The sequence below is a fragment of the Clostridium subterminale genome (genome assembly GCF_039521425.1).
Lineage (GTDB): Bacteria > Bacillota > Clostridia > Clostridiales > Clostridiaceae > Clostridium_J > Clostridium_J subterminale.
Genome location: NZ_BAAACI010000002.1, coordinates 1 through 12,369 on the forward strand (window position 1 = coordinate 1; position 12,369 = coordinate 12,369).

The window sequence follows — 12,369 nt, forward strand, 5'->3', positions numbered from 1 at the left end:
TAACACTCAGCCGGCTATGAGTTTTTGTTAATATATTCAAGCTATATTTTTATATTACACTATGACGTGGTGCTAGGGTCAACACTTTACAAAAGAATTATATATCATTAATTTTCTTCTTAAAGCAAAATAAGAAGGAGAACCTCCTCCCTCTAGATTTGGTTCTCCTCCAATACTTAAATACGTTGTATTGAAAATTATCTGCAATTGAAGTTTAAAAAACATAAGGGATTGTCTCAAAACCTCTGATCCAGCATGTTTCAAGACCGTCCCTTTTTATTAAACTAAAAAACAAATCAGCTTACAATTTTATAATAAACTCGTGAAGTGAGGAAATAAACAATAGCATAGAAAATGGCAAAGACAAAAATTGTTCCTGCTGTACAGATTACAAATAATGTAACATTAGTGAGATTTAATACTGCAAGAAGCTTCACGATAACCTTAAAGGCAAAGGCAATATGAATAATTGCTGTTACAAGTGGCAAGAAGAACACCATAAGCACTTGGTTGCCAATTGATTTTTTAATTTCTTCTTTGCTCATGCCAACCTTCTGCATAATTTCAAAGCGTTCCTTATCATCATAGCCTTCTGAAATCTGCTTGTAGTATATAATAAGAACAGTAGCCATAATAAAGAGTGCTCCAAGGAATATACCTAGGAAGAAAAGCCCTCCGTATAGAGAAAAGAAGGATTCTCTGGATTCTTCCAAACCTTCACAACGTGCATCAATAGATAATTGCTTTATTTTGCTGTTAATTTCATTAGTTAAAGCAATTTCCTTTTCCGCATTATCATCAGTATCAAAGGCAAAGTAATAAGATAAATCCTCTATTTTGCCATCAACCTGAGTGCTGGAAGCATATATTTTTTCAATTGTCTTTTCATCAGGTACGATAATAAAATAGCCGTTAGCAACTACTGCGGATGCTATTCCATCCACTGTCATGCTATTTATACGTTCTTTTATTTTAAACTCATTGCCTAGAATATTAATGCTGTCTTCAGCTATTTCCCCTCTATAAGTAAAGAGCAACACTTCATTTTCCTTTAAAGTAATAGACTTATTTTCCAAGTCATTATATTCACTTAATGGTATAAACTCTAGGAAGCTTAAATTGTTTGCGTCCAAATAACTGCCGTTATCTGTGAAATAATTCTTATCTTGTATCATAGGTAGAGACAAGGAGCGATATTTAACTATATTTTTCATGAGTATATCGTCCTTATCCCCCTGTTCTTTTATCATATTATTAAGCACTTCTGTCTTTTCTTTTGATACATTTCTTGCGCTTATCGAAATATCTCTTGGAAATCTTGTTCTAAGCACATCTTCCATACCAATATACAGTGACACTGTTGTGGATAACATCACTAGAACAGTAGTTGAAAGAATACAAATGTTAGCAAGTCCTACTGCATTCTGTTTCATTCGATAAATCATGCCAGACACATTTATAAAATGATTGGTCTTATAATAAAACTTCTTATTTTTTCTAAGCATTTTTAAAAGAGCAATACTTCCTGCAGTAAATAAAGACCAAGTTCCTATCATAACAAGAATTGCTGCCAGAAAGAACATATTAAGTGCAGCTAGAGGCGATTCTGTAGTTAAGGCAATATAGTAGCCTGCTCCAAGACTGAGAACTCCAATTAAAGTAAGAATCCACTTTGTTTTTGGCTCCTTTTCACCAACCTGACCGCCCTTAAGAAGCTCAACAGGTTTTGCAAGATGAATTTGTCTCATATTATTTATAAGAGTTAAGACAAAAATAAAGCCAAAAAGAATAACCGTTTTAACTATGGAGTTAGTTGATATAACAAATCCCATTGTAACCTTAAAGTTTAAAATCTTAAGAAGTACTAAAAACATAAGCTTGCTTACTGCAATTCCAGATATCAGTCCCAATATCATGCTTATAATTACCACGAAAATGGTTTCCCAAAGCAACAATTTAGCAATATGCTTTTTCTCCATACCCAAAATATTATATAAACCCAGCTCTTTTTTACGCCTCTTTATAAGAAAGCTGTTAGTATAAAAAAGAAAAACCACTGAGAAAAAACCAATAACATAAGTACCTAAATTGAGTATTATTTTAAGTTCCCTTCCACCAGACATACTATTTAGTCCATCATTTACTGATATAAAGTGCATGATATAAAACATGGCAATAGTGCTTATACAAGTTAGTATATATGGAAAATATGTCTTTCCATTCTTTTTAATGTTATTTACAGCCAGCTTTTGATAGAACATCTTACTCATTTTTTACACCGCCTGTAGCAATTATAGTAAGTGTATCGGAAATTTTTTGATACATTTCTTCTTGAGACATGGAGGCTCTATATAGCTGATGAAACACCTCTCCATCCTTTATAAAAAGCACACGGCTTGCATGGCTGGCTGCTTTAGTGCTGTGAGTAACCATTATTATGGTTTCTCCTTCTTTATTAATATCATTAAACAGGTGAAGAAGCTCATCACTTGAATGAGAATCCAATGCTCCAGTAGGTTCGTCTGCAAGAATAAGCTGCGGATGAGTAATTAATGCCCTAGCAACGGCAGCTCTCTGCTTTTGACCTCCAGAAACTTCATAAGGATATTTTTGCAAAATATCATCTATTCCAAGCTTCTTTGCAATAGGTTTTAAACGATTATTCATTTCATTAAAGGACTTACCAGATAAAACAAGGGGTAAAAATATATTATCCTGCAAAGAAAAGGTATCAAGAAGATTAAAATCTTGAAACACAAAGCCTAAATTATCACGACGAAACTTAGAAATTTCCTTTTCTTTAAGATTCATACTGCTTATACCGCTCAGCACTACCTCGCCGCTTGAGGGCTTATCTAGAGATGCAATAATATTTAAAAGGGTAGTCTTACCTGAGCCAGACTCACCCATAATAGCTAAGTACTCACCCTTCTCAACTGAAAAGGACACATCGGATAAAGCCTGAACATGGTTTGTACCAAAACGGCTGGTATATACTTTTTTAAGTTTTTTTACTTCTAATATTGACATAATTTTCTCCTTTCAAACACTGAGTATTTCTATCATGTTCAGTATAACAAAAGGAAGAAATATCTGCCTTAACTTTGGCTTACATTTCTTCCTTTAACCTTACGCCGTTGTAAGGTTGTAGCATAATCTTATTCTATATTTACTTCAATTGTTGCCAGATTAATCATTACTTTTGTCCCTTTATCAAGACTCGATTCTATAGCTATGCTGTGAGAGAGCTTGCTTAAAATCTGCTTGCATAAATATAATCCAAGGCCTGTAGACTTTTTATCCCATCGACCATTATAGCCTGTAAAACCTCTTTCACATATACGATTTAGGTCTTCTTCCCTTATGCCAATACCCGTATCTTCTATAACAAGAGTCTTTTCACTGAAATTATCCATGTATATTGAAATAGCTCCCTCTTTAGTATACTTCAACGCGTTTGATAGAATCTGCTCAATAACAAATACCAACCACTTTTCATCCGTTAAAATCTCACAGCTTAATTCTTCAAAATCTAACTTAATTTTCTTTCTTACAAACATTCTTGCATATTTTCGTACTGCCTGTTTTACTATATCATCAAGACTATATTTTTTTAACACAAGGTCAGAAGACATGCTCTCAAGCCTTAGATACTGCAGCACAAACTCTACATACTGCTCAATCTTAAAAAGTTCCATGGAAAGTTCTGAGTTTAACTCATTTTCCTCAGACTGAAGAATTAGACTCATTGCTGAAATAGGTACTTTAATTTGATGCGCCCATAAAGTATAGTAGTCTATTAAATTACTTCGGCTCATATCTGCACTATGGGCGATCTGAATATTATTGCTATAGAGGATAGTAAGCAGCTCCTTATAGTCCTTTTCAATTATATCTTTAGGCTCAGGGAGTTTATCAAAGCTTAAGGTAATGCTACTTTTTAAGTCTTGAAGCAATTTATGTCTATTATATAACCTTATAAAATCTATTATAAGGAATATAATACCTATGCATGCACATAGTACACTAGCATAAACTATCGGTTCTACGAGGAGATTATATAAAGAAAATACAAGTGCAAAGGTGATACAAAACAAACCTAATAGAATAATTCCTTTAACACGCATTTTAAAATAGGAAATCACAAACTTAAAAACCTCTGTTTTCTTCATATCATTCCACCATATACCCTATACCTTTTTTGGTCGTAATAAAATCAGACAGTCCTACCTCCTGCAGCTTTTTGCGAAGTCTTGTTATATTAACGGTTAAGGTATTGTCATCGATATAGCTGTCAGTTTCCCAAAGCCTTGTCATAATGGTATCCCTGGACACAGCCTTGCCTTTATTTTCGAGAAGAATCTGCAGTATCTTGTTTTCATTCTTTGAAAGCTCAATTTTTCTGTCGTGATAATTTAAGGTAGCATCACTTATATTAAGTATTGAACCTTTATGCTCAAGCAAGTTAGTCTGTCCTGTAAAATCATAGGTTCGACGTAATAAAGCCTGTACCTTTGCAGTCAGCACATTAAGGTCAAAAGGCTTTGCAATAAAATCGTCTCCCCCCATATTCATAGCCATAACTATGTTCATACTATCTGAGACTGATGAAATAAAAATAATAGGAACCTTAGAAACCTTTCTAATCTCGCTACACCAATGATAGCCATTAAAAAATGGCAAGGTAATATCTAAAAGAACAAGCTGCGGACTATAGGAAACAAATGTAGCAAGTACATCCTTAAAATCAGTCACACATTCTGCCTCAAATCCCCAAGACCTTATGTGATTCTTCACTGTTTTAGCAATTATCAAATCATCTTCTACTATAAGAATTTTATACATTTATTGTTCACCCTACTTTTCTATATATATAACAACCTAATTATACCATAATCAAGTCTATATATTGATTTAGCTTAGGCATCTGAAAATAAATAATAAGTCAAAGATGGGAAGTATATTTTGCGTTAGACAAGGAAACAGGTTCCGCAGATAGTAGCACTATCTAAGGGTTCTGTTGACGCAGTATAACACAAAATAGACGAGCATTCTGACTTATCTATTTTTTGAAGATGCCTTATACCCATCATTGAAGAAGGTTTCAACGGGCAGAATAGGTGCTAGGAAAAGATTATTATCCTTCCCAATTCATCTGGCTGTCAGGTATTCCAAGCTTTATGCACTCTTCACATACAATTTGTTTTTCTTTTTCATTTCCTATTTCATATCTTAAAATTTTATTTCTAAAGACAATAATTTTTATGTTACCTGATTTCATATCTACAAACCAGTTTCCAACCTCTTCGTTAGAAATTATCACCTTAGATAATAACTCTGCTCAAGTTGCAATTATGCAACCATAGATTATATTGCTATTTGGAAATTAGTCTTAAGTATACTCAAATATTAATATAGAAGGTTATACTTTGATGAGTATTAAATTGTTATTTAACAACTAATTTTATATTGTATGCTACAGTTTCCAAAAGGTCTAAGTTGAAATTTTCATGGGTAATTAGAGTTCTTTCAAACTCATAATCTTTTTGAATCATAGCCATTTTAAGAAAACAAAGATATATTCCCATGTCTATGGAATTATAATAAGGAAGCTTACTAGGTAGGCTTTAAAGTTATTTTAGGTATAAATATAGACTTACACTCATTTATGTAAGCCAAATTTTAAAATTTACTATTAAGACGTTTTGGATTTAAAAGAAGAAAAATCCAAATTCATTTTATTAAGGCTATGTTTAAGATAAGTGGTTAAATATTTGAATAATCATATTACTATGTTGTATAATTAAATACAGACACAATAGTAGATTAATGTGGCTATAAAAGATGTAAAACAACTCAACAAATAGTAATTTATAGAGGTGATTTTTATGGAAGACTTAGTATTAAAGAAAGTAGCAATAGAATATGGTGATGACATATTCTCATATAAGAATGAATTTATTAAAAATAATGAATCAATGGATGGAACAGGTTTCTTAAGAAATTCGAGTTCACCACAAGAATATATTGAAAAGTCATTATTGAATGAAACAGAAGAAGTAGATGGAAGAAAAGTTACATCAACACAATTATTAGCAATTAGAAAAAGTGATAATTGCATTGTAGGAATGATACAAATAAGGCATTTTTTAAATGATTATCTTTTACAATATGGTGGACATATAGGATATTCTGTAAGAAAGTCTGAAAGAAACAAAGGATATGCAAAAGAAGAATTAAGACAAGCATTAATTTATTGTAAGGACATATTACAACTAAGTAGAATTTTACTAACTTGTGATAATGATAATTTGGCTTCTCAGAAAACCATATTATCCCAAGGTGGAAAAAAAGAAAATGAAGTATTAATTAAAGATGAGAATTGTGTTGTTGAACGATATTGGATAGATTTATAAATTCCAATTTGTAGGGCTGATGTAACATAATTTTAGATTCAGTTCTGTCGTATCTTTCTTTAAATATGAATTAATGGAAGCCATTTTTGATTTCCCTTAAAAATTGCCATATTATCAACACTGCTATTAAACATAGCCTTTATTAAAAGATATTACTTGCTATTTAATTTCTAAAGCCATTTTCCATGCATTATAAAAATCGCTAATTGATTGATAACGTTGATTTCTATCATTACTTATAGCTTTTTGGGCAACCTGAAACAGCTTTTCTGATGCTTTCCATTCTTCAATACTTCTATTATAATTATTGCCTAATAATTCAAAAGAGGCTGCTCCCATTGTAAATACATTAGTAATCTCATCAATAGTTGCTCCTAATTCAAATTCCTCTGGTGACATAAATCTTGATGAACCCCACATACGTCCCATTTCATTTTTGAATGGTGATTTTGAATAAAAATCAATATCACAAATTGTTGTTGTATTGACATCAAAATCATACATTATACTACCATCAGAGCAACCTCATTCTTTCAATGATCTCAGGTTCTATTCCAATCTTAGCAACATATTCTACCAGATTAATCATCAAATTTGATGTCATAATATAAGCTCCATCTCTCTTCGACATTTCTAACATAGGGTTTCCATCATTTGATATACATTGCAAGCTCCAATCATATGGATGATCAAAAAATGAAATGTCCATATTCAGATTCTCTCTAAACTTTTTAAAATTCTCAATTCTCAATAACTGTTTTAAATGAGTATGTTGCTTCCTATTGAGTTTAATTCCTTTAGTAGTATATCCACCCTGAAAATTATCGTAAGTAATTTCTAGTTCGCCACATATCATATTAACTTTAAACCCATATGTTAATTTGTCCAAAGCTTCTGCATTAAAAACAACTTTTATATAATACATAATTTGCTCTCCTAGTCTCAATGGAATATGCTTGCTCATTTGAGCCGTAAACTCAGTGTAAATTGCTTTTTTTTTACACTTCCTTTCTTCACTATTACTATTTATCTTATACTTGAAAGATTTATTGCTATTCCTCTAAACATACTTATTATAACATTTTTTGTAAATAATTCATATAAAGCTTATTTCATTACATTACTTATGATATGGTATTTTTACTTATAAAAATAGTCCTAACCAAGCAATATCAATGGCTAAGACTAATTTTTACACTTATTTATGATAAGGTTCACCGTATCAGCAGCAAGTGAGGTATATATACACCTACACTTGTTAAGAGCAATACATAGCCTTTAAAATCCATCAATCTATGTTCATATTAAATAACTATTTTCTTGACTTATATTTATATAATTTAAATATATACTAATATTTAAAATCTAAAAGCTTATTTTTTAATTGATTTTCAATATTTCTTAATTCTACTTCAGCTTCCCTACGTTTTTGACGTCCTTCTGTTTGTATATTAAGTATTTCATCAAGAGTTGAAATTAATGACTCATTCGTAGCTCTAAGTGTTTCAATATCAACAATTCCTCTTTCAGACTCTTTTGCAGTTTCTATAGTTGAAGTTTTTAATATTTCTGCATTTTTACGTAAAAGTTCATTTGTCATATCTGTTACTTCTCTTTGAACTCTTGCAGCATTAGCAGCGTGAGCAACTCCAAGTGCTAAAACCATTTGATTTTTCCAAAGTGGAATAGTATTTATAATTGTAGATTGTATTTTTTCAGACATTAATGAATCATTATTTTGAATTAAACGAATTTGAGGAGCCATTTGTAAAGAAATCATTTTAGTTAATTCTAAATCATGAATTTTCTTTTCAAAGCGATTGCAAAGAGCCACAAAATCATTTAATTCTTGAGCATCCTGAGGGTTCCCACTATTTCTTGCTTTCTCTTGCAATTTAGGAAGTTCTTCCTTTTCTAGTTTTTGAAGTTTCTTTTTTCCAGCTAAGATATACATAGAAAGCTCTTTAAAATATACTTTATTTATTTCATACATCTTATCTAGCATAGCAATATCTTTTAAAAGCTGTATTTGATGCGATTCAAGAACATTACACATTTTACCAATATTGTTATCTACATTTTCATATTTTATTTTCATTTGGGAAATCTTATCCTTACCTTTTTTAAAGAAACCTAAAATTCCTTTTTTCTCTTCGGATTCTTCAAAGTTCTTTAATTCATGAACTACACCAGATAGTATTTCCCCAATTTCACCTAAATCTTTAGTTTTTACATTATTCAATGCTGACTGTGAAAAATCAGAAATTTTCTTTTGAGCACCTACCCCATATTGTAAAATAGAATTTGAATTATTTATCTCTATTTTATCTACAAATTGATCAACCATTTTTTTTTCTTCTTCTGTAAGTTGGATTTCATCAATTATTTCTTCTTCTATTTTTTCTTCTTTTACTTTTACATCAAGAACTTCATCTTGGAATGGTTGAAAAGTTAATTCTGGTTTTATATCAATAAACTCTTCTTTGAATTCATCACTCATTTTTAATGCCTCCCTCTTATTTAAAACTTACTTTTTAAAATCGTCTTCTGCTAATCCCTCTTGTTTAAATAATGTTTTAAGAACAGAAATATCTGTAGAAATATCTAAAACAACATCTTCAAATAAATCATCTAATAAATTTTCAAAAGCGTTATTAATAAGATCAATACTCTTTTCAATTTCACTTTTAGCATTTTCTATATTGTCGCCTTGAACTAATTGATTATTTATCTCTTTATATGAATTAATTAATTTTATAGTAATAGGAAGATAATGATTTATAAATTTATTAACTTCTTGTATCTTTTTAGGATTTTTTTCAACATGACAAAGGATTTGATTTGCAATGTTTCCTAATTTATCTAACTTTATAGCTATTTCTTCTTTATAAAGCTCATTTCTTACATTTTTTATTTGTTCAATATAATTTCTTCCTATTTCAATTGTAGATTCTATTTCTTCTTTTTCCGAATTATATATTTCTTCATTTAATTTTTCATTATTGCTTTCTTTAGCCATTTGTTGCTTTTTTAAATTTAAATAGTCACCATAGACTTCATCATTTAACATAAAATAAGTTTTTTCTTCATCTACATGCCCTTCTAAAAACATACCTAAATCAATCATTTTACTTAGGTCTTTAACAACAAAACTCTCTTTCTCTTTGGCAAATTTTGCCAAGTCCTTAATTAAGAAATAACTATTGTCATCAATAAATCTTACATACTTCTTAAAACGCTTTACTCTTTTTCTTAAATTTATTCCTCTTAATAATAAACCTAAACTTGCTGCAAAGAATAAAAATAAAACTCCAAAAATAATATGGCTACTTATAATAACACCACTAAAGAATATCTTAAATATTAGAAATATCAACATTGAAAAAACATAAATTAAACTTCCACTCACGCCGAATAATATATAAAGTATTCCTGATATACTTCCAGCTGGTCTTTTACTAATATATGTTGATACATCATTCTTAGCTTTTTTATTTAAACTCATATGTTTTTCACTATATCCATTAAACTTTGATTTAAATTGATTTAAGGTATTCTCAGTTTTATCGTTAATATCCCTTTTCAAATTAGCAAAATCTATTGCTTTAAGTGCATTGCTAACTGTAGACATAATTTGATCTTCTAAATTAGAAAAATCCTTTTTATCCATTATCTTGCCTCCAGATTATTTTTCTTATAATTAACATAACTCTAGATATATACTATACCGTTATGTTAATATTTTAAGTTTATTATATCTTATAATTTAGCTAATTGTAACTGCTAACTTAAAAATGTACTTTTGGAGTCATTTTAAAATCCTGTTTAGTCTTGAAGATAAATAGTATATAAAAAGTAATTTCTTTAAGTGGTAAATTCTTATCTCTGTTCATATTATGGATAACTCAGATTTCTTACAAAAACGTGCTGCAATAAGAACTCAAGGTTTTATAAGATACTTATTTAAAAGAACGTTAATTTGGGCTATCATACTAATTTCTGTCGAACTTATAGTAATACAATGAAAAGGAATATAATAAATTTATATATATGCCAATAACTTTTCTTGTTATTCTAATCCTTCAAATACACAAATCTATCTACTCTCCACTCTTATCTTAAATATAGCGATTTATTATAATATATTTTATAAATATATTATTACTTATGCTACGGTATTTTTCTATAAAAAATAGCCCTAGGCAAGCTATATCAATACCTAAAGCTAAAAGTATCCCTTACTTGTGATACGGTTCACCACGACTAACTCTAAATTTATAAATTTAATTTTTTCGCTGACGACTTTTGTTAGCGAATGTACATTTATATGCATTGAAAAATACGCAGATTCAATGCTGCGTATTCTTAAATAAATTTCTATATTTAACAATTCCAATTTATTTTTGCTGGATTAGGCTCATCTATTATAGCAACTTTACGTAAAGCCTCCTCCATATTCCTGCACTCTCTTGCTGCAATCTCATCATAAACTTCAACCTTCTCATTAACACCAATAGATGAATATGCTATGGCTGCAGCACCGTAAAATGCAAGTCCTAAAGAACTCGTTATAGTATTAATCGTTGCCGTTGTTGCTCCAATTGCCCTAGCTGCAGCTTGTGCAGCTGGATTCCCTTCTACTTCTCTTGCAGCTATTTGAGCTTCCTTAATAACTTTCTTTGCCTCTGTTAATTTCATTTTTCCTTCTAGCCATTCATTAGATGCATTTAATGCATTTTTTAAATTAATAATCTCATCATAAGCAATTTTATATCTTATATTATTATACCTTCAAAATGATCCACTTCATGCTGAATAATCTGTGCAATAAATCCAATAAATGTTTGTTTATGCTTCTTAAAGTCTCTATCAAAATATTCTACCTCAATTGTTTTATACCTTATTGTTTTTCTAAAGCCAGTTAAAGATAAACAGCTTTCTTCTGACTCATAACTCTCCTCTTTCTTTAATATAACTGGATTCACCATAGGAACTATAATATCACCTATACTAAATACCAATATACGTTTTTTGACTCCTATCATATTAGCAGCCATGCCAACACAATACTCTAAATTTGCTCTTAATGTATCTACTAAATCATCAATAACAGCTACATCATCTTTAGTCGCAGGTTCTGATTTCTGTCCTAAGAATACTATATCCTTTACAACTGGTCTTATCATAATTAATCCAACCTTTCTAATTTCTTTGTCTAAACAATCTTAGTAAATAAAATATTAGCCTCTCTATCCTTCTTGTATCTATTCCAATCTTCTACTCCTCAATTATACACAATATATGATAGGTTTTCTAAAGCTCTTAATATTTTTTATAAAAAATTAACTTACAAAATCGTGCAATAAAAGAAAGGATATTTTTTTATCATATTAAACTTCATTTAGTAGGCGATGATATGGAGTGGTTAAAGAAACTAAGTCAATCTATAGATTATATAGAAAATAATTTGGATGAAACTATTTCTTATGATGAAATAGCAAAGATAGCAGGTTGTTCTACTTACTCTTTCCAACGCATGTTTACCTATATTGCAGGTATTCCACTATCTGAATATATAAGACGTAGACGTATGACAATTGCTACATTTGAAATACAAACCAAAGAAATTAAAATTATGGACATAGCTCTGAAGTATGGTTATACCTCACCAACTGCTTTTAATCGTGCATTTCAAAGTGTTCATGGGGTGGCACCAACTCTTGCTAGGACAGAAGGAACTCTATTAGAAGCATATCCAAGAATCAGTTTTTCAATATCAATTATGGGAGGTGAAGGTATGAAGTATAGAATAGAAAAAAAGACCCTATTCGAATTGTAGGAATAAGAACTAGTTTACAAGATTATTGAATATTAGGGGGATTGCTGTAAATAAAAATGGAAACGGCGATACCTCCTTGATACCGCCGTGTCTCTGCAAGTCGTCATAGATTTG

Annotated in this window: 13 protein-coding genes; 2 read left to right on the forward strand and 11 right to left on the reverse strand. The window is 30.2% G+C overall.

The window, feature by feature from the left end; all coding sequences use genetic code 11:
• Nucleotides 1–296 precede the first annotated feature (296 nt).
• The 5 genes from ABDZ93_RS05805 to ABDZ93_RS05825 all read right to left on the reverse strand — a co-directional run bounded on the left by ABDZ93_RS05805 (nt 297) and on the right by ABDZ93_RS05825 (nt 5,323).
• Nucleotides 297–2,270 (reverse strand): ABC transporter permease, encoded by a 1,974-nt coding sequence (locus ABDZ93_RS05805; protein ID WP_343824558.1) that lies wholly within the window; start codon nt 2,268–2,270, stop codon nt 297–299.
• Nucleotides 2,263–3,030, reverse strand: a complete 768-nt coding sequence (locus tag ABDZ93_RS05810; RefSeq protein WP_343824560.1) for an ABC transporter ATP-binding protein — start codon at nt 3,028–3,030, stop codon at nt 2,263–2,265. Before ABDZ93_RS05810 ends, ABDZ93_RS05805 begins: the two co-directional genes overlap by 8 nt.
• 128 nt (nt 3,031–3,158) lie before the next feature.
• Nucleotides 3,159–4,172 (reverse strand): sensor histidine kinase, encoded by a 1,014-nt coding sequence (locus tag ABDZ93_RS05815; protein ID WP_343824561.1) that lies wholly within the window; start codon nt 4,170–4,172, stop codon nt 3,159–3,161.
• Between the two features lies 1 nt (nt 4,173).
• Nucleotides 4,174–4,845 (reverse strand): response regulator transcription factor, encoded by a 672-nt coding sequence (locus ABDZ93_RS05820; RefSeq protein WP_343824563.1) that lies wholly within the window; start codon nt 4,843–4,845, stop codon nt 4,174–4,176.
• Nucleotides 4,846–5,137: 292 nt separating this feature from the next.
• A complete protein-coding gene (locus ABDZ93_RS05825; protein WP_343824565.1) occupies nt 5,138–5,323 on the reverse strand; it encodes a hypothetical protein in 186 nt (61 codons plus the stop codon).
• Nucleotides 5,324–5,888: 565 nt separating this feature from the next.
• Between ABDZ93_RS05825 and ABDZ93_RS05830 the strand changes: the two genes are divergently transcribed.
• Entirely contained in the window at nt 5,889–6,416 is a 528-nt protein-coding gene (locus ABDZ93_RS05830) for a GNAT family N-acetyltransferase (protein WP_343824566.1), read from the forward strand.
• A gap of 159 nt (nt 6,417–6,575) precedes the next feature.
• Here the strand turns inward: ABDZ93_RS05830 and ABDZ93_RS05835 are convergent, their stop codons facing one another.
• The 6 genes from ABDZ93_RS05835 to ABDZ93_RS05860 all read right to left on the reverse strand — a co-directional run bounded on the left by ABDZ93_RS05835 (nt 6,576) and on the right by ABDZ93_RS05860 (nt 11,602).
• Nucleotides 6,576–6,845 (reverse strand): hypothetical protein, encoded by a 270-nt coding sequence (locus ABDZ93_RS05835; protein WP_343824568.1) that lies wholly within the window; start codon nt 6,843–6,845, stop codon nt 6,576–6,578.
• Between the two features lie 85 nt (nt 6,846–6,930).
• On the reverse strand, nt 6,931–7,341 hold the full coding sequence (locus ABDZ93_RS05840) for a hypothetical protein (protein ID WP_343824570.1): 411 nt from the start codon (nt 7,339–7,341) through the stop codon (nt 6,931–6,933).
• A gap of 426 nt (nt 7,342–7,767) precedes the next feature.
• Nucleotides 7,768–8,916, reverse strand: a complete 1,149-nt coding sequence (locus tag ABDZ93_RS05845; protein ID WP_343824573.1) for a toxic anion resistance protein — start codon at nt 8,914–8,916, stop codon at nt 7,768–7,770.
• Nucleotides 8,917–8,943: 27 nt separating this feature from the next.
• Nucleotides 8,944–10,086 carry a 5-bromo-4-chloroindolyl phosphate hydrolysis family protein gene (locus tag ABDZ93_RS05850; RefSeq protein ID WP_343824575.1) on the reverse strand — a complete coding sequence of 381 codons (1,143 nt, stop codon included), beginning with the start codon at nt 10,084–10,086 and terminating at the stop codon, nt 8,944–8,946.
• A gap of 713 nt (nt 10,087–10,799) precedes the next feature.
• Nucleotides 10,800–11,195: a putative immunity protein gene (locus ABDZ93_RS05855; RefSeq protein ID WP_343825123.1), complete on the reverse strand. Its 396-nt coding sequence runs from the start codon at nt 11,193–11,195 to the stop codon at nt 10,800–10,802.
• Nucleotides 11,192–11,602, reverse strand: a complete 411-nt coding sequence (locus ABDZ93_RS05860; protein WP_343824577.1) for a peptide deformylase — start codon at nt 11,600–11,602, stop codon at nt 11,192–11,194. The genes ABDZ93_RS05855 and ABDZ93_RS05860 overlap by 4 nt, the downstream gene beginning before the upstream one ends.
• Before the next feature lie 230 nt (nt 11,603–11,832).
• On the opposite strand from ABDZ93_RS05860, the gene ABDZ93_RS05865 reads away from it, so the two are divergent.
• Entirely contained in the window at nt 11,833–12,255 is a 423-nt protein-coding gene (locus tag ABDZ93_RS05865) for a helix-turn-helix transcriptional regulator (RefSeq protein ID WP_425544756.1), read from the forward strand.
• The last annotated feature ends 114 nt before the right edge of the window (nt 12,256–12,369 follow it).

What these genes read in the sequence shown, in the direction of transcription:
- ABDZ93_RS05830 (WP_343824566.1), top strand. Translation starts at nt 5,889, where the DNA reads ATGGAAGACTTAGTATTAAAGAAAGTAGCAATAGAATATGGTGATGAC.
- ABDZ93_RS05860 (WP_343824577.1), bottom strand. Translation starts at nt 11,602, where the DNA reads ATGATAAGACCAGTTGTAAAGGATATAGTATTCTTAGGACAGAAATCA.
- ABDZ93_RS05810 (WP_343824560.1), bottom strand. Translation starts at nt 3,030, where the DNA reads ATGTCAATATTAGAAGTAAAAAAACTTAAAAAAGTATATACCAGCCGT.
- ABDZ93_RS05815 (WP_343824561.1), bottom strand. Translation starts at nt 4,172, where the DNA reads ATGAAGAAAACAGAGGTTTTTAAGTTTGTGATTTCCTATTTTAAAATG.
- ABDZ93_RS05865 (WP_425544756.1), top strand. Translation starts at nt 11,833, where the DNA reads ATGGAGTGGTTAAAGAAACTAAGTCAATCTATAGATTATATAGAAAAT.
- ABDZ93_RS05850 (WP_343824575.1), bottom strand. Translation starts at nt 10,086, where the DNA reads ATGGATAAAAAGGATTTTTCTAATTTAGAAGATCAAATTATGTCTACA.
- ABDZ93_RS05805 (WP_343824558.1), bottom strand. Translation starts at nt 2,270, where the DNA reads ATGAGTAAGATGTTCTATCAAAAGCTGGCTGTAAATAACATTAAAAAG.
- ABDZ93_RS05820 (WP_343824563.1), bottom strand. Translation starts at nt 4,845, where the DNA reads ATGTATAAAATTCTTATAGTAGAAGATGATTTGATAATTGCTAAAACA.
- ABDZ93_RS05835 (WP_343824568.1), bottom strand. Translation starts at nt 6,845, where the DNA reads ATGGGACGTATGTGGGGTTCATCAAGATTTATGTCACCAGAGGAATTT.
- ABDZ93_RS05845 (WP_343824573.1), bottom strand. Translation starts at nt 8,916, where the DNA reads ATGAGTGATGAATTCAAAGAAGAGTTTATTGATATAAAACCAGAATTA.
- ABDZ93_RS05840 (WP_343824570.1), bottom strand. Translation starts at nt 7,341, where the DNA reads ATGTATTATATAAAAGTTGTTTTTAATGCAGAAGCTTTGGACAAATTA.